The sequence below is a fragment of the uncultured Tenacibaculum sp. genome, assembly GCF_947498805.1.
Lineage (GTDB): Bacteria > Bacteroidota > Bacteroidia > Flavobacteriales > Flavobacteriaceae > Polaribacter.
Genome location: NZ_CANMLT010000008.1, coordinates 36,265 through 57,506, shown reverse-complemented (window position 1 = coordinate 57,506; position 21,242 = coordinate 36,265). Strand labels below are relative to the sequence as shown.

The 21,242-nt window shown below is 30.9% G+C and carries 18 protein-coding genes and 2 tRNA genes; 6 read left to right on the top strand and 14 right to left on the bottom strand.

Features of this window, described 5'->3' with window-relative positions:
- Positions 1-4: 4 nt before the first annotated feature.
- The 12 genes from Q0873_RS15485 to trxA form a co-directional block, all read right to left on the bottom strand.
- Positions 5-460 (bottom strand): hypothetical protein, encoded by a 456-nt coding sequence (locus Q0873_RS15485; protein WP_299108976.1) that lies wholly within the window; start codon positions 458-460, stop codon positions 5-7.
- A 15-nt stretch (positions 461-475) separates the two neighbouring features.
- Entirely contained in the window at positions 476-1,492 is a 1,017-nt protein-coding gene (locus Q0873_RS15480) for a hypothetical protein (protein ID WP_299108974.1), read from the bottom strand.
- A gap of 79 nt (positions 1,493-1,571) precedes the next feature.
- The gene (locus tag Q0873_RS15475) at positions 1,572-2,402 is read right to left on the bottom strand and encodes a hypothetical protein (protein WP_299108971.1); all 831 of its coding nucleotides are present in this window, start codon (positions 2,400-2,402) and stop codon (positions 1,572-1,574) included.
- Positions 2,403-2,583: 181 nt separating this feature from the next.
- The gene (locus Q0873_RS15470) at positions 2,584-2,925 is read right to left on the bottom strand and encodes a hypothetical protein (protein WP_299108969.1); all 342 of its coding nucleotides are present in this window, start codon (positions 2,923-2,925) and stop codon (positions 2,584-2,586) included.
- Between the two features lie 116 nt (positions 2,926-3,041).
- On the bottom strand, positions 3,042-6,008 hold the full coding sequence (locus Q0873_RS15465; protein WP_299108967.1) for a histidine kinase: 2,967 nt from the start codon (positions 6,006-6,008) through the stop codon (positions 3,042-3,044).
- On the bottom strand, positions 5,989-6,735 hold the full coding sequence (locus Q0873_RS15460; protein ID WP_299108965.1) for a response regulator: 747 nt from the start codon (positions 6,733-6,735) through the stop codon (positions 5,989-5,991). Before Q0873_RS15460 ends, Q0873_RS15465 begins: the two co-directional genes overlap by 20 nt.
- A gap of 138 nt (positions 6,736-6,873) precedes the next feature.
- On the bottom strand, positions 6,874-7,077 hold the full coding sequence (locus tag Q0873_RS15455; protein ID WP_299108963.1) for a hypothetical protein: 204 nt from the start codon (positions 7,075-7,077) through the stop codon (positions 6,874-6,876).
- A 918-nt stretch (positions 7,078-7,995) separates the two neighbouring features.
- Positions 7,996-8,373 carry an integrase core domain-containing protein gene (locus tag Q0873_RS15450; protein WP_299108961.1) on the bottom strand — a complete coding sequence of 126 codons (378 nt, stop codon included), beginning with the start codon at positions 8,371-8,373 and terminating at the stop codon, positions 7,996-7,998.
- A gap of 718 nt (positions 8,374-9,091) precedes the next feature.
- Positions 9,092-9,168, bottom strand: a tRNA-Asp gene (locus Q0873_RS15445).
- Between the two features lie 83 nt (positions 9,169-9,251).
- Positions 9,252-9,325: transfer RNA gene (locus Q0873_RS15440), tRNA-Asp, on the bottom strand.
- Positions 9,326-9,378: 53 nt separating this feature from the next.
- Positions 9,379-10,296: a DUF58 domain-containing protein gene (locus Q0873_RS15435; protein WP_299109164.1), complete on the bottom strand. Its 918-nt coding sequence runs from the start codon at positions 10,294-10,296 to the stop codon at positions 9,379-9,381.
- Positions 10,297-10,366: 70 nt separating this feature from the next.
- A complete protein-coding gene (trxA, locus tag Q0873_RS15430; RefSeq protein ID WP_086031141.1) occupies positions 10,367-10,684 on the bottom strand; it encodes a thioredoxin in 318 nt (105 codons plus the stop codon).
- Positions 10,685-11,106: 422 nt separating this feature from the next.
- Between trxA and thrA the strand changes: the two genes are divergently transcribed.
- The 6 genes from thrA to Q0873_RS15400 all read left to right on the top strand — a co-directional run bounded on the left by thrA (position 11,107) and on the right by Q0873_RS15400 (position 17,523).
- Positions 11,107-13,548: a bifunctional aspartate kinase/homoserine dehydrogenase I gene (gene thrA / locus Q0873_RS15425; RefSeq protein ID WP_299108954.1), complete on the top strand. Its 2,442-nt coding sequence runs from the start codon at positions 11,107-11,109 to the stop codon at positions 13,546-13,548.
- A gap of 46 nt (positions 13,549-13,594) precedes the next feature.
- The gene (locus Q0873_RS15420) at positions 13,595-14,524 is read left to right on the top strand and encodes a homoserine kinase (RefSeq protein WP_299108952.1); all 930 of its coding nucleotides are present in this window, start codon (positions 13,595-13,597) and stop codon (positions 14,522-14,524) included.
- Between the two features lie 97 nt (positions 14,525-14,621).
- Positions 14,622-15,905: a threonine synthase gene (gene thrC, locus Q0873_RS15415; protein ID WP_299108950.1), complete on the top strand. Its 1,284-nt coding sequence runs from the start codon at positions 14,622-14,624 to the stop codon at positions 15,903-15,905.
- A 112-nt stretch (positions 15,906-16,017) separates the two neighbouring features.
- The gene (locus tag Q0873_RS15410; protein ID WP_299108948.1) at positions 16,018-16,530 is read left to right on the top strand and encodes a hypothetical protein; all 513 of its coding nucleotides are present in this window, start codon (positions 16,018-16,020) and stop codon (positions 16,528-16,530) included.
- A 47-nt stretch (positions 16,531-16,577) separates the two neighbouring features.
- A complete protein-coding gene (locus tag Q0873_RS15405; protein WP_299108945.1) occupies positions 16,578-16,892 on the top strand; it encodes a hypothetical protein in 315 nt (104 codons plus the stop codon).
- 22 nt (positions 16,893-16,914) lie between these two features.
- Positions 16,915-17,523, top strand: a complete 609-nt coding sequence (locus Q0873_RS15400) for a hypothetical protein (RefSeq protein WP_299108942.1) — start codon at positions 16,915-16,917, stop codon at positions 17,521-17,523.
- A 31-nt stretch (positions 17,524-17,554) separates the two neighbouring features.
- Here Q0873_RS15400 and metF read toward each other — a convergent pair whose 3' ends face one another.
- Both metF and metH read right to left on the bottom strand, forming a co-directional pair.
- Positions 17,555-18,511 carry a methylenetetrahydrofolate reductase [NAD(P)H] gene (gene metF / locus Q0873_RS15395; RefSeq protein WP_299108940.1) on the bottom strand — a complete coding sequence of 319 codons (957 nt, stop codon included), beginning with the start codon at positions 18,509-18,511 and terminating at the stop codon, positions 17,555-17,557.
- Between the two features lie 42 nt (positions 18,512-18,553).
- Complete coding sequence (gene metH / locus Q0873_RS15390; protein ID WP_299108938.1) at positions 18,554-21,235, bottom strand: methionine synthase; 2,682 nt, start codon at positions 21,233-21,235, stop codon at positions 18,554-18,556.
- Positions 21,236-21,242: the final 7 nt, after the last annotated feature.

The following is a 21,242-nucleotide window of genomic DNA, read 5'->3' as shown; positions in this document are numbered from 1 at the left end:
TAAACTAATTAGCTATTTGTAAAATAAAGTCTTTAATTTTTTTCTGAGACATTGAAGCTACTTTTGAGCTATTTTTACTGTAAAAGTTACTGTATGCAAAATCGGTCCAATCTGAACCTTGTTTATTAGCAGGCATTACCATTACAAAGCTTTCTTGATCGTACGAAATTAGAAAAAGACCAATATTATTATAAAAAACAGGTCTGTTTAATTCTTTACTTTCCGCTTCTTGGTATTTGTAAATTGCAGGTATACATTTTTTACAAGCAGCCACAGCTACTACTTTTGTAGTACCTAATAAGCTATATTGAAAAAATTTGGTTTTAGTTTGCTTATTTCCAATAGTTCTTTCTCTTTCAAGTAAATGATAAACACCATCAATAGCCTTGGTAGGTTTTTCATTTTGAGTATATACTGTAAAAGGTAATATAAATAAGAGAATATATTTAAAAATTTTCATACTATTTTATAACTATTAATTAATAGCTATGATAGATCCACATCCTGAATTTGCACTATAAACTTTAGTATTGGTAGTGCTATAATTATTACTTCCGCCAGATTTTGTTTTTACCTGTAAGTAAGCATTAGAATCACAACTCCAAGTTGCTGTACTACCACTGTCAATTCTAGTACCTTGATTACGACTACCAGATTTACCTATATAAATGGTACTCCCTGTATTGTTGCGAAGTGTTACTGTGTTTTGTGCCTTTGCATCTTGATAGTTTTGCTCGTTTTGCTTTATTCGTCTTTGTAAATCTTTGTACTCTGGCGTTGCTTTTATTGAGTCGTTGTAACGTTTAATTTCGGCATCTCCTGCATTACGTGCTGCTTTTATTTTAGCAGTATCATTTTTATCTTTTGCAGTAAGTGTATAAGCTGCTTGCTTTGCTTGCATTGCTTTTACATAATTGGTGAATTTTTCTACAAGATTTACACTTTTTAAATATTTATGCGTTGGGCTAAGTCCGGCACTGTTTAGTTTATTTTTCATTCTAGCTAAAAATCCACCTTTCTTTTTTTTCTTTTTAGTAGTGGTTTTACCGTTTTTAACCAATGCATATATTTTTGTGATGTCATTAACAGATGGCAAGTTGTTATCTGAAATTTTATCTAACACAAAAATAATGTCGTCTATAACAACATACCCTTCTTTTGTACGGGTATGTTTCATGCTCATAGTAAGAGGATAACTATCCATTCTACCATAATCACTTAATTCTGTTTCGCCAATTTCTCCCCAATCTTTTGCTACTGGTTTTCCAACAAAACCTACAGGAATTCCATTAGCTATACGTACTATATTTACTTTAACTTTAGGTAACGATCTTCCAAAATTACAAGTACCACCTCCGTTTGGTGATATTTCAGTAAAACCTTCGTAAATTGCATTTTCTCCATTAGCTTCAAGAGCTTTAAAGAATGATTTTTGCGCTTGTAGTGTTATGCTAAGTAAAGCACACATACTAAGTAAAACTATTTTTTTCATCTATTTAAGTTTTTGTAGTATTTTGTTTTAATGAGAGTTTATTATTGCTTGCCAAATGTCCATAATGGGCTTTCATGATTTATTTTATGATGTTGATTTTTTTATACGGGCTATACCTTAATTCACCTGTTGAAGAACCTTTTAGTCTTAAAAAATACTCTCCTGTGTTTGGAATTACATTGTTAAAATTCGACGTACTAAACCAATAGCCTACAACGTTATTACTTGTTACAAATCTATGTGTTGCAACTTCTCCTAATTTATTTAAGTTTAAGTCATATATTTCAACACTTAAAGTTAAACCATTGGCAAGTACCCAAGACCCGCCAAAGAAAAAATCGAAACTTTGTCTTGTAGGTAAGTTTAATTCGGTTAAAACTGCAGCGCTTGTGGTTCTTTCTGCAGAAAAGAAAAAAGTATATAAAAAACCATCTTCATCTCCATCTACCATAATATAAGGTCTGTTTGGTGAAGTCGGAGGAATACTAATTTCTAATTCAGTATTACTTTCTTTTTCTACAATATACGCTTTGTAACTATCTACTTTAGCTTTAAACTGTTCTTTTACAAAATCTAATATATTAACAGTAGCATTTGTATCATCTATTTTAGAAAACTGTAGCGGTAACGTATATTCTTCTTTTAATATATCTCCTTTAATTTTTATTTCATAATTGTAAGCACTATTATATCCTTCAACAGATACTTCTGCAGCCCATCCGTTATTAAGTACATTTCCTAAATCATAAAGGAAATAGGTATCTCTAAAGTTTAAGTATGTTTTCGTAAAATAAGCTTTTGTAATGCTTCTTTCTTTTGAAGTTTTATCAATGTTATCATCATTACCTCCGCAAGACATGAATTGTAATCCAATTATTAATGTGAATAATCCCTTTTTTAAATTTTTCATTTTTTTATTATTTAAATAGATTTCTACAATAATAATTGTAGAAGTTTATTTAGAACAATACACTTTATGAATGGCAAATTGAGTTTGTGAAAGAAAAAAATACTAGCATCAAAAATTGTAAATCCTTTACTTTTAAGTAAAGGGTTTATAATAAAAACATAAAAAAATGTATGATAATAAATTAGTCTCGGTAAATTTTTACAACTTCTGTTTCAGCTCCTTTTGAATCTTTTGCAACAACGGTTATTTTTATATTTTTAGTATTAATTAATGCAATGGTAGCTTTTCTTTCTTTGAGATTAGACTCTTTTAATACATCGTCTGCAAATACATTATATGTTACTGTATCTCCATCAGGATCGATAGCTTCTGTCCATGTGATAGGTAATAAACCATTATTATCAACCCTTCCAAAGGTTATAGAAAATTCTATTGGTGGATTATTTACAATAGTATCATCACTACTACATGATAGCATTAGAAATACAAATAAACAACTAGTAATTAATTTTAAATTTGTCATTCTTTCCTGTTTTAAGTTTGAAATGCAATAGTAATTGTTGATGCTTATTTAAAGAGAAACTAATCAATGAATAGCAAATTGGGTTTGTGAAAGAAAAATTATATAATTTTATTTCATTAAAATAGCTTTTTAAAAGGCATAGAAACAATAACTCTAGTTCCTTGAGAAGCGTTGTTTTTATGTAAATCTTCAATTACATAACCTACTTTGGTAGCGTATTGTTTTTGGAAAATTTCTAAGCGTTTTTTTATAGAGCTTAAAGCAAAAGATTCGTGGTGGTTACCTTGTCTAATTTTTATCTCCTTACTTTTTTCTCGTCCTACACCATTATCAGTAATAATGCATTGTAATACTTCATTAGTAAAATTAAATACTACAGAGAGTTCTTTTTTTCCTGCTTGATGCATTAGACCATGTATCAAAGCATTTTCAATAAACGGTTGAATTAATAACGATGGTATCTCTAAAGCTTCTATTGAATCAAAAGAAATAGTATAGTTAAAATCGTCTCCAAAACGAAGTTTTTCTAATTGTAAGTAAATGTTTAAGAATTCGATTTCTTTTTCGATTGGAATAAAATCTTGATTGGAATAATTAAGTGTGTTACGTATTAATTCAGCAAATAATACAATGTAGTCATAAGAAGTGTCCGTATCTTGTTTTAAAACTAAATCTTGTATAGAATTTAAAGCATTGAATATAAAGTGCGGGTTCATTTGTGAGCGCAATGCTGTTAAATTTTGAGAAATTAATTCTTTTTCTAAGTTTATTTTTTCTAATTGTACAAGACGCTCTTTTTCTTTATTTCTTATTTTTTGTTTAAAGTAAAGCACCACGCTGCCCAAAATAATCATTGAACTTCCTAATATAAACCACCAGGTTTTCCAAAACGCTTTTTTTATGGTGAATGTTAACTCTTCGATGTGATATTCATTTTGGTTTCCTTCAATATATGGCTGTACTTGAAATGTGTATTTTCCTGATGGTAAACTGTTGTAATTTACAGTACTTACTCCAGTTTCTGTTGTAAACCAATTATTATTTATTCCTTTTAATCGGTATTTGTATTTCCCGTTTTGATTAAATGAAAATCCTTTAACATTAAAGCTTATTTTTATCGTATTTTGAGTATAGTCTAAAATATATTCTGATTTTATCGGTGTATTTTTCTCATTAATTTGAAGTTCGTTAAAGTAAACATCTGGATTATATGTTTTAAAAGTTTTAGTCTTGTCTAAATAAAATAATCCGATATTAGACGCGAAAAACACATGGTTGCCAATAAATTCTATACCCGAAATATCGTAAGAAGGAACACCTTCTTTTTTGGTTAGCTTTTTAAATTGTAAGGTAGTTGCATCAAACTTTTGGATGCTATTATCTGTGGCAATCCATAGTTTATTTTTATGGGCTTTAATTGTTGAAATATTATTTGAGGTTAATCCATTTTTAATGGTGTAATGTTTTACTATAGAATCATTTTTTATTCCTAAAACACCCTCTTTAAAAGTACCCACCCAAATAACGCCATTGGCAGTTTTAGTTATCGATTTACAGTAGATTGAATTATTTTTATATTTAATTTCTTTAGGAGTCCAAAGACTGTCATAAACCATTAAACCATCTACATAAGAAATATATACTTCTTTAGTTTTCTTATTATAGAAAGAGGTATAAGTTCTTTTTTCTTCAGAAGTAAAATTAAGTATTCCTTTATTTGATTTTAAGTCTGATTCCTTAAATAATTTGGCTTGCAAATGATTTGTGTATAGTAAATCACCTTTGTCTAAATTTAAGAAACTTTTGGCATTATTAAATGTCCTAGTTTTTATGTTTTTAAGCGTTTTATAATTTATTACATAAGAAGATTGATCTTTACCTACAATAATATTTCCACTTGGGTGGTATATAAGATTTGAAACTCTATCTTTAGTAGGTAGGTTTATTATTTTTGACTGATGATTATTAGTGTTATAAAAACCAATATTACCATTTTTGATTCCAAATAATAAGGTGCTATCATTTATTTTATCTAAACAACTAATGTTTTTATTTATAGTTGAGATATTCCCTTTTTCAATATTAATATTCGGAATTATATAAATACCCGTGTTTAAAGTAGTGCACCAGTAATTATTATCTTTATCTTTTATAATGTTAGTAACATCTATATTATTTAAAAAATGGTTTTTTAAATAAAAATGGTTTTCAATGTATTCATATACCCAAACTCCGTTTCTAGTTCCAAACCAAATTTTATTATTGGTTGTATATGATTCATAAATTTGTAGGTTAGCTATTTCTTTCAACCCCTTTACAATCTGAATTTTTTTTTTTGCAGTATTAAATTGAAAAAAAGTATTGGTATTATCTCTATTTTGTCTTAAAAACATAGAATCTCCAATGTTAAATATTTGAGACTTTTGTTGAACAATTCTACGACCTTTATTGTTTTTAAGGTCTAAATTTATTTTTATTAAAGTTTTAAGGGTGTTGTCTGCTGAAATTTCGGAGATGAAATCGTCAGAACTCAAAAAAATAGAGTTATTAGATACAAAAGGATTTCCATAACGCTTTGTAGAGTCATTAATAACAGTAATAGCTTTAGTTTTTATGTTTATTTTATAAATCTTTATTGCTGTAAATACCCATAAATAATTTGGTTTAACAACAAAGCTTGCTAATTCTCCTTTTAACTGCTTTTTTAAATCTATAAAAAGTTTTAATTGATTATTTTGTGTGTAAAAAAACTGTCCAGAAATATTATTACACCATATATTACCTAAATAATCTTCTTGAACATTAAAAGTTGACAGCCCTTTTTGTTGGGAATTGGTATAACTTTTATATGCTTTACCATCATAACGAAATAGTCCCTTATCTGCACATAACCATATAAAACCTTTACTATCTTCAAGAATGTCATAAAACTCTTTATCTGGTAATCCTTCTTTTTCAGAGAGGTTTACTGTTACCGGTTCTTGAGACAGTACTAAAAAAGAGGTAAAAAAAAGGATCAGTATTAAAACTTTAGATTTGAAATACGATATTTTGGACGAAAAATTATTTAAGAACTTTTTCAAAATCTTCTATCTTGTTTCTTGATATTTTCGCTTTAAGACTACCGTTTGCTAAAGTGACTAGTAGGTCTGTTTTATGTAATAATTCAACAAAATTTAAGTTGATAATCCATCCTCTATGAGAACGGAAAAAAGAAAGTTCTTTTAAAAAGATTTCTTCAAAATATTTAAGGTTTTTACTAGTAGTGATTTGTTTGTTTTCTTTTAAATGAATTATACTATATGCGCCACTAGCTTCAATAGCTACTATGTTTTTTAAATCAACAATATGTCTATTTCCTAATTCTGGAATTACTATTTTTTTATAATTTTTATCTTTTATAGTTTTTAATAATGATTGGTAATCAATTAATTGATTTTTTTGTTTTAATTTTTCTTCTAATTTTTCAAGTGCTATATTTAGTTTAGTTCTATCAATTGGTTTTACTAAATAATCAATAGCATTTAGTTCAAATGCTTTTATAGCGTATTGATCGTAAGCAGTTACAAAAATAATTTCAAAATCTATTTTATCAAAAAACTTTACAATTTCATAGCCTACGTAATTAGGCATCTGTACATCTAAAAAAACAACGTCTGGTTGAAGTTCTTTAATTTTTTTTACACCTTCTTCTAAATTACGACAAGTAGAAATGATATTTATGTTTGTTGTAGCTCTATTTAACAAGTTTACTAAAACATCTCTAGCTCTTTGCTCATCATCTATAAGTACTGCTTTTATTTGAGTCATAATTACAAAAGTAAAAATAGCTAATTACTTATAAGGAAAAGACTTTATGAAAGAAAAATTGGGTTTGTAAACTTAGGCATTCAATATTGCTTTTTACTTTAATTAAAAAGTAATAGTAAGATATCTCTAGGGTTGGTTTCAAGATTCGCTAGTTTCTGTAAGGTTGTTTAAGCGTAATTCTCTATATAGTTTTGTAATAAAGGGTTGTCCAAAAACTATATAATCGATATTTTCTCCTAATTTAAAAAGCTCTTTTATCTTTTTAAACCTTTTAATAAAATCATCTCTCTTATTTTCTTCTTGAATACCCCAATTTCCTTCTATTTCGTTTTGTGTAAACAAAAATAATTTTCCATCTTTTGTTGTTAGATCTGGTGATTGATTAGAATATCTAGTGTGATTTTTTATTTAGCAGGTATCTTTTTCTTAAAACCCCACCAAAAATGCCTTATCGATGGATTTTAGGAAGATAGAATGCAATTTTGCGTAAAATTGCGTTTTTTACACAGTTACTATTTTATCTAGTTTTAGATAATGTTAATTTTGTGTACTTGTTTGGTATATAGTTGTTTTATGTGTTTTTTAGTGCTAAAAAATTTCATTTTGCAAAACCTTGCGTTTTTTGCGTTTTGCGGTATTTGGGAGATTAAATTACTGCTTGTAATTATTTAATATTCTGTTTTGTAGGTGTTTTAAGTTTGTTGGAATAGATTTGCGTTTCCTTGCGCTTTCTTACGTTTCTATTATTTGTATCGTCCTGAAATCCATCGATAAGACATTTTTATTGATATTGAAGCTTGTATATTAGTACCTTAAGAATGTTTGGATTGTCTTTTGCGTTTCCTTGCGCTTTTTTGCGTTTTTCTTGTAACTGTATCGTCCTAAAATAGGTTTACACTTTTTTAGCTTAATCCTAATATAAGTTTACAAATTATTTTTAATCCTAAAATACCTTTACAGTATTTGTTTTTTGATAATAGTTTTTCCATTTTCTACTATATTTAATTTATCTTATTTTTATGTTTTAAATTGTTAATGAAATGAATAAAAAAATTACAGGTTTTATTTTCTTAATTTTAGCTTCTACTCTAGTAAGCTACTTCCTGTTTAAAGTATCTTTAAAGTCAAATAAATTTATTCCTGTTTTTAATCAAGTAATAAATGACCCAAGTGTAATACCATTTATATTTATTTGGTTATTATTTTATTCTCCATTTTTTATTATTATTTACTTTTTATTCAAGTTTGGAATAAAATGGGTTAAGTAGTAGACTTTCTGTAATAATTCTTCCATTTTTTATCTCCTTTCTTTAATTGTTTTGAATGTACCTTCTCTGGTACTAAATTCCCTATACTCATATGTGGTCTTTCATTATTATATAAATTAATTACTTGTTCTAATAATCCTCTTGCTTGCTTAAACGTAGCGATCTCATAACAGCTCAAATACTCTTCTTTTAATATACCGTTAACTCGTTCTGCAATCGCATTTTCTAAAGGATCTCCATTTTCTGTCATACTGTATCGTCCTAAAATAGGTTTACACTTTTTTATTTGATGTGATGCTAATGGTTTTTTAAGTAATAGGTGTAGTTTACGTGTACCTAACATTTGTAACTCTCTTCTTATTTCTAACACTAATTCTAATACAATTTGCTCTTCCCTAATTTGTTTTTCACTTGACCAGCTTTTCGATAGTAAGCTTGCCAGCTCTTAACAAACAGTTTACAAAGACGACCGACACTTATCTTTATAAGTCCTTTTTCTTGAATCATTGTTACTGTTTGGTACCACGCTTTTTTCTAATTGCAACCTCAAATTCTTTTTCTGCATAGTCTATCAAGGAGTTTAATCCATAAATTAAAACATTAGCTTGTTCTAAAGCTCCTTCCAATTCCTTTACTCTTTTTTAAGCGCAGGGAAACTTTGTTTTTGTTCATCTGTCATAGAAGGTAAAGATATTAAGCCTTTTTCTAAACGCTTTCGAAAATATCGAATCCATAAAGTAATAGTTTGTACACTGGGTAGCTCATGCTTAGAGACTAATTCCGTTTTATCTTTTCCTTCATATAAAACTTGATAAACAATGTAATCTTTAAATTCTTCTGTGTAATTCTACCTGTCTAAAATAATTTTTTCTGTTATTGTTTCCATCTTTTTTGATTTAAAAAATGTAACGGTATTTCAGTACAAGACAAATTATTTTTAAATAAAAAATCGCAGAAAATTTCTCTAGTATAATGTTTAAGGAAGTGTAGATTACTTGTGTAGGGAAGAACCGAAAAAATATTAATTTCCCCGTGGTTTTCCCCTAAAAAACAAAACCTCTTGATTTTCAAGAGGTTTAAGTTTTTATTGGCGGTCTGGACGGGACTCGAACCCGCGACCCCATGCGTGACAGGCATGTATTCTAACCAGCTGAACTACCAGACCGTTGCATTTAGCGAATGCAAATATAAAATTGATTTTCGTATTTGCAAATATTTTTTTTAAGAACTTACTCTTTCGAGATTTTGCGGTCTGGACGGGACTCGAACCCGCGACCCCATGCGTGACAGGCATGTATTCTAACCAGCTGAACTACCAGACCGTTGCGTTTAGCGGGTGCAAATATATAACTTTTTTATTGTTTAAAACAAGGAATTATGAAAAATTTTGTCGAGAAATTAAATAGCTTGTAAGTACTTCGTTGAATCCCAGATTAATGTCTACTGGAACATAATCAATTTTATATTGCAAACATTTATTTTTTAATTCAGAAAAGTGCTCTTTAATGGCTTTTTGATATTGCTCTTGCACATTTTCAGTGTATAAATTAATCTCTTGTTGGGTTTCTACATCGATTAATTTCTTAGGAGTACTGTCAAAATCAAAATTGAATTCGGTTTTACCATCGTAGGTATGAAATAAAACTAGTTCGTGTTTATTGTACTTAAGATGATGTAAAGCCTCGAATAGCTGCTCCGATTCAATATTTGTTTGAAACATATCCGTAAACAAAAATATTAATGATCTACGATGTATTTTTTCAGCGATCTCATGCAAGTATTTATAAGTTTCGGTAGATGTAGTAGTCTTTGATACTAAAAGTTGCTCTAATTGGTTTAAAAGCATTTTTCGGTGACGTTCACTGCCTTTTTCAGGAGCGTAGTATTCATATTCATTTGCATAAATACTCAATCCAACTGCATCGCGTTGTCTTTTTAGAATTTCCATTAATGAAGCAGCCGCAACACTTGAAAAACCAATTTTATTCAAATTGTTAATTGATTGGGTTTTAACCACAGGATAGTGCATAGAAGCAGAGTTGTCTACGATAATATGACAACGTAAGTTGGTTTCTTCCTCATACTTTTTAGTATAGAGTTTTTCAGTTTTGGCAAAAAGTTTCCAATCAATATGACGTGTGCTTTCTCCTTTGTTATACAGTTTATGCTCTGAGAATTCAACAGAAAACCCGTGAAACGGACTCTTATGCATTCCAGTAATAAAACCTTCAACAACCTGCTTTGCTAATAAGTCTAAGCTTTTTATATCGGTAGAAATCGTACTTAAGTTCATCATATAGGTCGAAAATAAAAAAAGGTTTAGCATAAGCCAAACCTTTTACAATGTTTTATTTGATATACTACTATAAAGCAGCATCAATTTTATCAGTATAAGTCTTCTTTGGAGCTGCACCAACTTGCTTATCTACTACCTCACCGTTTTTAAAGATTAAAACAGTAGGGATGTTTCTTACTCCATACTTAGCAGCAAACTCTTGGTTATTATCTACATCAACTTTACCAACAACCGCTTTACCGTCATATTCATTGCTAATTTCATCAACGATAGGAGCAACCATTCTACATGGTCCACACCAAGCCGCCCAAAAATCAACTAAAACTGGTTTGTCTGATTTTAATACTACTTCTTCAAAAGATGCATCTGTAATTTCTAACGCCATTTTATAATATTTTAATTATTTATTTTGTCTTAAGTTTTCTTACACAAAAGTAAACAAACTATTTTAGAATGCAATTTTAAGAAAATTACTTTTTATTATAGGTTAATTGGATTAATTTATTGAACTGTATTATTTTACCATTTTATTTAGGAAAATTAACTAAATCTAAAAATAGACTTGTTTGTCTAAAAATAATTTATACATTTGGAGCAATGTTAGCCGAAAATAAAAATATAAGTATCTCAAAAACTGCTTCTTTAGCGGTTGGTATTTTTATTGGCACAACAATTATTACTACAACGGGTACCCTTTAGGGGGTCTTTTATTTACATATAATCTTATTGGTATATCCATATTTTCGAAAGAATCGAAAAGAGATGGTGATTTTTCAAAAAACACATACATAATTTAGTTAAAATAAAATGAAAGTTTTAAAATTTGGCGGTACTTCGGTAGCCAATCAACAAAACATTAAGCAGGTTTTACAAATCGTAAAACAAGCTTCACAAGACGAAAAAGTATTCGTAGTTGTTTCTGCATTTGGAAAAACTACGAACAAATTATTGGCAATTGCGCAAGAATCTTTGGTCGATGCAACAAAAATTGAAACATTAGTTTCTGAATTAAAAGAACACCATTATACGGTAATTGAGAGTTTAATTTCAGAAAAGAATCAATTAGAGGTAAAGCAGCATATTGATACTCTTTTCTCTGAATTAATAGCGATATATCAAGGGGTTTCTTTGTTGAAAGAGTTGTCTCCAAATACACTAGCAAAAGTATCTAGTTTTGGAGAACAGTTATCTTCATATATCATAGCCAATGCAGCAAAAGAAAGTTTGAATGCTGCTCATAAAAATAGTAGGGAGTTAATTATTACCAATAGTAACTATTTAAATGCTCAGGTACTTTTTGAAGAAACCAATTCAAATATTACACGTTTTTCAAAAGAGAACACAAGTCAAGTAGTTGTATTAGGTGGATTTATAGCTTCAAATAAAGATGGAGAAATTACTACCTTAGGAAGAGGAGGGTCTGATTACTCTGCCGCTATATACGCAGCTGCATTGGAAGTAGATGAACTTCAAATTTGGACAGATGTAAGCGGAATGTATACTGCGAATCCAAGAGTGGTAAAGCAAGCTTTTGCTATTTCAGAAATATCGTATGAAGAAGCAATGGAACTATCGCATTTTGGAGCCAAAGTATTGTATCCGCCAACAATTCAGCCTGTATTAGAAAAAGAAATTCCAATAAGAATTAAAAATACTTTTGAGCCGGAAAGTAATGGAACTTTGATTAAAAAAGTATCTGAAAACAAAAAGACAGTCAGAGGAATCTCTCATATTGAAAATATTAGTTTGCTTACTCTTGAAGGTAGTGGCATGGTAGGAGTTCCAGGGGTATCAAAGCGCATGTTTGAAACATTGGCGTTGCACCATATCAATGTGGTATTAATTACACAAGCATCTTCCGAGCATTCTATTTGTATTGGAGTATATGATGAAGATGCCGATACGGCAAAAGTATTGTTAGATGAAACATTTCAATTAGAAATGCATCAGCATAAAGTAAATCAAGTACTGGTAGAAAAAGGCTTGGCAATTATTGCTTTGGTGGGGGATCATATGAAAAATCATCAGGGTTTAAGCGGACAAATGTTTAGTGCTTTAGGAAAGAATAATGTAAATATTAGAGCGATTGCGCAAGGAGCTTCAGAAAGAAATATTTCTGCGGTAATAGAAAGTATAGATGCTAAGAAAGCATTGAATACTTTGCACGAACAGTTTTTTGAAGAAAAAATTAAGCAGCTAAACTTATTTGTTACTGGGGTAGGAAACGTAGGAGAGAAGTTTTTAGAGCAGGTCAATCAACAAAAAGCATTTTTAAAAGAGAATTTAAAGCTAAACCTAAGAGTTATTGGTGTATCAAATTCTAGAAAGATGGTGTTTGACGAAGAAGGTTTAAATTTAGATAATTGGAAACAATTATTGGCTGAAGGTGAAGCTAGTACTATTGAAAGCTTTTTTGAAAAAACAAAGAGTTTTAATCTAAGAAATTCAGTTTTCGTTGACAATACGGCTAATGCGAATGTCTCTGAAGTTTATGAACACTATTTAAGAAATAATGTAGCGGTAGTTACTTGTAATAAAATAGCCTGTGCATCTAACTTAGAAAACTATAAGAAATTAAAAAGGATTTCAAGAAAATACAATGCGCCATTTTTGTTTGAAACCAATGTAGGAGCTGGATTACCAATTATAGATACCTTAAAGAATTTAATAGCTTCAGGAGATCGAGTGCACAAAATCCAAGCAGTATTATCTGGAACTTTAAATTTTGTGTTTAATAATTTTAATGACTCTGTTACTTTTCATGATGTAGTAGCCGATGCACAAGCACAAGGATATACTGAACCAGATCCGAAAATTGATTTAAGTGGAATTGATGTTGCTCGTAAAATATTGATCTTAGCACGTGAAAGTGGATACGAATTAGAACTTTCTGATATTGTGAATAATTCATTTTTAGCTGAAGAAAGTTTAAATACTGGAGATAACGAAGCTTTTTATAAAAGTTTAAAAGTGTATGAGCACAATTTTCAGCAGTTGTATAAGGATGCCAATGATAAAAATTGTAGATTGAAATATGTAGCTGAATTTGAGAATGGAAAGGCAAATGTAGGATTGCAACATATTCCGTCGGACCATCCATTTTATAACTTAGAAGGAAGCGATAATATTGTATTGTTCTTTACAGATAGATACCCTGTGAACCCATTACAAATAAAAGGAGCAGGAGCAGGAGCAGAAGTTACAGCTTCAGGAATCTTTGCCGATGTTATTCGTGTAGGTAATGAGTAAAAAGCAGAAGTTTCAATATTAAGAAAACGATACATAAAGCAAAAAAATGAACTATATAAAAATATTTGCACCGGCAACTGTAGCCAATGTTTCTTGCGGATTTGATTCTTTAGGGTTTGCTATTGACAATGTAGGAGATACCATGACCTATACAAAAACGGAGGAAAAAGGGGTAAAGATAACCGAAATAACAGGAGCCGACCTAACATTTGATGTAACTAAAAATGCAGCAGGAGTAGTAGCCTTGGCAATGCTTAAGGAGAACCCTGTAGATTTTGGAATTGAAATTACCATACATAAAGGATATGCGCCTGGTAGTGGATTAGGAAGTAGTGCTGCCAGTGCTGGAGGAGCCGCGTTTGGCGTGAATGCATTGTTAGGAAATCCGTTTTCTAACCTAGCATTAACACAGTTTGCCATGTTAGGAGAAGAAGCAACTTGCGGAAGTCCGATAGCCGACAATGTTTCAGCAGCTATTTATGGGGGCTTTGTATTGGTAAGAAGTTATACACCGTTAGATATTGTGAGTTTGCCAGTGCCTTCGGAGTTGAGATTGGTTGCCATTCATCCTCAAGTTGAGGTAAAAACAAAAGATGCAAGAGATGTGCTTCCAAAAGAAATTCCTTTAAAAAGTGCAGTAACCCAATGGGCAAATGTAGGAGGACTGGTAAGCGGATTGTATTCAAACGATTATGAATTGATAAGTAATTCTCTAACAGATATTATTGTTGAGCCAGTTCGCAAGCAATTGATTCCGCATTTTGATAAAGTAAAAGATGCAGCTCTAAAAGCAGGAGCATTAGGTGCTGGAATTTCAGGATCGGGACCAACAATTTTTGCTTTATGTAGAGGGAATGAAGTAGCGGCAAAAGTATATTCCGTAATTAAAGAAACCTATGAAGAAACTGGAATTAATTTCCATATGATTCAATCAGGAATAAATACACAAGGAATTCAAATTCTAGAACAAAAATAATATAGATCATTACGAGTAAAAAGAATGAACGAAGTGCTCCTTCAAAATGAAGGATATTTACTTTAGAATTTCGCAATGATAATTGAAAAACAACACAATGAAATATTATAGTTTACATCATAAATCACCAAAAGTAAGCTTTGAAGAAGCGGTGGTAAACGGATTAGCACCAGATAAAGGTTTGTACTTTCCGGAAGGTATCAAACCTTTACCGAAAGAGTTTATAGAGAATATAGATAACTATTCCAATGAAGAAATTGCCTACAAGGCCATTGAGCAATTTGTAGGAGATGAAATACCAAAAGAAGTATTAGAAGGAATAATTAAAGAGACCATTAATTTTGATTTCCCAGTAGTATCTGTCAAAGAAAATATAGGGTCATTGGAGCTTTTTCATGGACCAACCATGGCATTTAAAGACGTGGGTGCTCGTTTTATGGCACGATGCTTAGGCTATTTTAATAGAAATACAGAGAAGGAAGTAACGGTATTGGTAGCTACTTCGGGAGATACTGGAGGAGCTGTTGCACATGGTTTTTTGGGTGTAAAAGGAGTAGAGGTAGTGATTCTATATCCTAGTGGAAAAGTAAGCGATATTCAAGAAAAACAGTTGACTACCTTAGGACAAAACATTACAGCTTTAGAGGTAGATGGTGTGTTCGACGATTGTCAGGATATGGTAAAAACAGCGTTTTTAGATGCTGATATCCAAAGAACTTTAACCTCTGCAAACTCTATCAATGTTGCCCGATGGTTACCACAAATGTTCTATTTTTTCTTTGCATATAAGCAGGTGTATAAACAACATAAGGAGGTAGTGTTTTCGGTACCAAGTGGAAACTTTGGAAATATCTGTGCAGGGATTATGGCGAAGAAATTAGGATTACCAATTAAACATTTTGTAGCAGCTACGAATGTTAATGATACCGTACCTAATTATTTAGAAAGCGGGAAATACGAACCGAAACCGTCTAAAGCAACCATTTCAAATGCTATGGATGTTGGAAATCCGAGTAATTTTATAAGAATACAAGAACTGTTTGATAACGATATTGAGCAACTAAAAAAAGCTTTTTCATCGTATTCTTTTTCTGATGAACTAACAAAAGAAACCATGAAATCTATTTATAAAGAAAGTGGTTATATAGCAGATCCGCATGGTGCTGTTGGATATTTAGGATTGGAGAAATACGGATTAAAAGTCAATGCAATAGGAATCTTTTTAGAAACCGCACATCCCGTAAAATTTTTAGATGTGGTGGAAGATACGCTGGCTATTAAAGTAGCTATTCCCGAACAGATCAAAGAAGTAATTGATAAAGAAAAAAAATCTATAAAGATTGGTGCTTACCAAGAGTTGAAAGCATTTTTAAATGCTTAGATTCTTTTAAAACTTAGATAAGAAAAAATATAAACTACGCTGATTTAGGTCAGGGTAGTTTTGTTTTTTAGAAAAGGGCTATTTTAGAGATTAAAAAAATATAATTATTTCAATGAAAAAGCTTTATATCTCTATAATTATTGGAACTTCTATTTTTACCTATTTATGTTTCAATCCGCTGGTTGTTTTTGTAAAAGAAGAAATAAATTTATTCTTAATAGAAAAAAAGTATAAAAAAGGAGATACAATTAAAGTCTTAGATCGTTTAAATTTTAATGAAGGGCATTGGGTAGCTTATTTGGTAATTAATATGGAAGATTCTAAAGATATTGATAATCGAATACCAATAGGCAAAATATTGAAAACTGAAAACTTAACCTTACTTAAAGAAATGAAGAGGAATTGGATGTTTAAATACACTGGAGGTGATTTAGCAACTGTTCAAAGTCAGATTAGATTTTATAAAGATGATAAGTTTATTTTTGGTAGTAATATAGTGTTGGATAGAACGTTTGAAGCATTACATAACACCAGTTTTGGCTGTGTTTATCCAATAGAAGAAGGGATTGTGGTAAAATATTGTATGCAATTTGAAAGAGTGTTTTACCCTTTCGTTATACTTTAATTTTTTGAAAAGAGTATTAAAAAAAGGTGAATATGAATGAATTAAATATGATTTCAGAATGGAAAGCTCCCATTTGGCATCAGGATTTTGGAAACTCATTATTAGAACTTAATCTTCTTAAAGAAGTTTGTAGTTATATAATTAGAAATTTTGATATAGATTATTATTTTAAGTTAGATTGTTTTGAAGAAGGTTATATGGCTATTGAAGCTATAAAAAATGAGACTTTAATATATACTATTCAGGTAGTTGATGTAGATTCTAATAAAATAGGTTTGTTTTTTGAGGAGGGAGATGATGTTTATATATACAAAATCTCTGATTTAAATAATCCTGCTCTACACGATGCAGTCATTCGGTAGTAGTGTCTAAAATAAATTTAATATGAAGAGATTGGTAATAATATTATGTATTGGATTGTTTATTTCATGTAAAGATTCTAGGATTTCAAAACAGACGCTAATAGGAAATTGGAAAAGTGAAAAAATATCTTTGGAAATCACTGAAGATAGAGTTATGAGAATAGAAAATGGGAAAGAAATAGTTTATGATAATTATTCTATATCCAATGATACCTTAAAACTTTTCCAAAAATCGAATATTGAATTGCATTTAATTTCTTTAAAAGAAGAGAAATTAATTTTTAATCCAGTTGACGCTTTCAAAAAAGATATTCAATTAATTGACCAGACAGTATTTACTAAAACATTAAAAGAAAAGAACGTTTATGAAAAAGCTTTTTTCGATAAAAAACTATTAGAGGGAGTTTGGGCAGAAAATACTGAAGAGAATGCTTTGTTTTTTGTTGAGAATGATTCTATTACATATGTTGAAAGCTTAGGTAATTCTTATCCATTAAAGTTAAAGAAGGACACTTTGTATATACATTTTGATGGTTTTATGTATAAAGGAGAAGTGCTTAAATTAAGTCAAGATAGTTTAGTATACAAAGGGGAGAATGAAATAATTAGATTGTACAGACGGAAGGAATAAAAAATCTTTAAAAAGGAAACAACCAAAGAAGTTAAAAAACTTCTTTGGCTATGGCTTTAATATTACTTGATTTTCCCATAGAGTAATAATGCACTACAGGAACACCTGCTTCTATTAATTCTTTACTTTGTTGAATAGCCCATTCAATACCTACTTGCCTTACATCTTTATTGGTTTTACAACCTTCAACAGCTTCTACTAAATCTTGTGGTAAGTCTAACCTAAAAATTTGTGGTAATATTTGTAAGTGACGTTGTACAGCTAAAGGCTTAATGCCTGGGATAATTGGAACGGTGATCCCAATTTCTCTGGCTTTTTCAACAAATTTGAAATATTTTTTATTATCAAAAAACATCTGAGTCACCACATAATCTGCTCCTGAATCTACCTTTTCTTTTAACCTTTTTAAATCACTCTCTAAACTTGGAGATTCTAAATGTTTTTCAGGATACCCAGCAACACCAATACAAAAATCGGCTTTATACGGTGTTTCAATAATGTCATGTAAGTACTTTCCTTTGTTTAAATCGGCTATTTGTTTTACCAAATCAGCAGCATATTTGTTTCCACCATTAGAAGCCTGAAAATATTGTTCATCTTTACGAGCATCACCACGTAACGCCATGACATTGTCTAAGCCTAAATAATGACAATCTACCAATACATATTCGGTTTCTTCTTTGGTAAAACCTCCGCATAAAACATGTGGAATCGCATCTACATTGTATTTGTATTTTAAAGAGGCACAAATACCAACTGTTCCCGGACGCATTCTAGTTATTTTCTTTTCTAACAGTCCATTTTCTTTAGGAATATATATATGCTCTTCTCTTGAGGTAGTTACATCAATAAAAGGAGGCTTAAATTCCATTAAGGGATCTATATTGTTATACAGGTCTTCAATATTTTGTCCTTTTTGAGGAGGGACAATTTCAAATGAGAATAAGGTTTTTCCTTTCGCTTTTTTTATGTGATCTGTTACTTTCATAAGATTTCTCTTTATTCAGAGTAGTATGTGTTGTTGTGTTTTTTAATTGTTTGCAATGTTTGGGTGTAGCCATTTTCTAGCTTTGTCAAGCGGAATTCCCTTTCGCTCAGCATAATCTCGTACTTGATCATCAGTTATTTTTCCTAATCCAAAATATCGAGCTTCTTCATGGGCAAAATAATACCCAGAAACAGCAGCTGCGGGCCACATGGCAAGACTTTCAGTAAGGCTTACTTCAATGTTTTTTTCCACCTCTAACAATTCCCAAATAGCTTCTTTTTCTAAATGATCCGGACAAGCAGGATAACCAGGAGCAGGTCGGATTCCTTTATAAACCTCTTTGATCAATTCATCATTAGATAAATTTTCTTCGGAAGCATAGCCCCAGTGTTTGGTTCGTATACGGTGATGTAAGTATTCTGCAAAAGCTTCTGCAAAACGGTCTGCGATGGCTTGTACCATGATTGCATTATAATCATCATGAACGTCCTTGTACTCCTGAGCAAGTTCATCGGCACCAAAAATAGCAGTGCAAAAAGTTCCGATATAATCTGTTTGTTGACTGTCTTTTGGAGCAATAAAATCAGCTAAGGCAAAACTTGGTTTTCCTTTTTGCTTTTTTAATTGTTGTCGAAGAGTTCTAAAAACAAAAGTTTCTCCTCCTTTTTTAGTAACCGCGATATCGTCATCATTGATAGTATTCGCTTCAAAGATTCCAAAGATAGCTTTGGGTTTTAGCGCTTGTTTTTCAATAATCAATGAAATCATTTTTTGAGCGTCTTCATACAAACTTGTTGCTTGTTCACCCACCACTTCATCTTCTAGAATATTTGGGAATTTTCCATGCAAATCCCAAGAACGAAAAAACGGACTCCAATCAAAAAACGGAACCAATTCTTTTAAACTTATCTGTTCAAATTTTTGAATTCCTAACTCTTTGGGTTTAGAAATTTGTGTGTTTTCCCAATCAATTTGATATTTATTTTCTCTAGCTTCCTCAATAGAAATATAATGTTTCTCTTTACCGCGTTTTAAAAACTTGGTTCTAAACTCTTCATAGTCCTTCTTAAGTTTGGCTACATACGCATTACTGGTTCTTTTGTTTAATAAATCACCTACAACAGTTACCGCTCTAGAGGCATCGTTTACATGCACAACCGCATTTTTATATTCTGTATCTATTTTAACAGCAGTATGTGCTTTGGAAGTGGTTGCACCACCAATTAACAACGGAATATCAAAATTTTGACGTTCCATTTCTTTGGCTAAATACACCATTTCATCCAGTGAAGGAGTAATCAATCCGCTTAAACCAATAGCATCTACATTTTCCTTTTTGGCCGTTTCAATAATTTTTTCAGGAGCCACCATAACCCCTAAATCAACGATTTCATAATTGTTACAGCCTAAAACAACACTTACAATGTTTTTTCCGATATCATGAACATCACCTTTTACAGTAGCCATTAGAATTTTTCCTAAAGCTTGTTGTTCTTCACTTTTTTCTGCTTCAATGTATGGGTTTAGGTGAGCAACCGCCTTTTTCATTACTCGAGCAGATTTTACTACTTGTGGTAAGAACATTTTTCCAGAACCAAACAAATCACCCACCACATTCATTCCCGTCATTAAATGACCTTCAATAACATGTAAAGGCCTTTCTACACTTAAGCGCGCTTCTTCTGCATCTTCTACTATAAACGCATCAATTCCTTTTACCAAGGAATGTGTAATTCTATCTTGTAAGGGCAGATTTCTCCATTCTAAAACAGTGGTGTTATCTTCTTTCTTTTTGCCTTTTACAGTTTCAGCAAAATCTAATAAACGTTCGGTAGCATCATCTCTTCTATCTAAAATAACATCTTCAATATGTTCTAAAAGATCAGCAGGAATATCGTCATACACCTCTAACATAGTAGGGTTTACAATCCCCATATTCATACCTGCTTTGATAGCATAGTATAGAAATACCGAATGCATGGCTTCTCGTACTACATTATTTCCTCTAAATGAAAAGGAAACATTACTTACCCCACCGCTTACACTTACATGCGGTAAGTTCTCTCGTACCCAACGAGTGGCTTCAATAAAATCAATGGCATTTTTACGATGCTCTTCCATCCCTGTAGCCACAGGGAAAATGTTTAAATCGAAAATAATATCCTCAGGAGGGAAGTTGACTTTATCTACTAAAACACGATAGGAACGCTCAGCAATTTCAATTCTTCTTTTATAATTATCTGCTTGCCCAACTTCATCAAAGGCCATGACAATTACTGCTGCACCATATCGTTTTATTTGAGTAGCTTCCCAAATAAATTTTTCTTCACCTTCTTTTAAAGAAATTGAATTTACAACCGATTTTCCTTGTACTACTTGAAGTCCGGCTTCAATAATTTCCCATTTAGAGCTATCAATCATTATAGGAACTCTGGCAATATCCGGTTCGGAAGCAATTAGGTTTAAAAAACGAACCATGGCTTCTTTCCCATCAATCAAACCATCGTCCATATTAATATCAATGATTTGCGCACCTCCATCTACTTGATGACGTGCAATGGCCAAGGCTTCATCAAATTTTTCTTCTTTGATTAATCGAAGAAATTTACGAGAACCTGCAACATTGGTGCGTTCTCCTACATTGATAAAATTATTTTCAGGAGTTATAATTAAGGGCTCCAGTCCCGATAATTTCATATATCTTCTTTGTTCACTCATCTTCATGTACTCT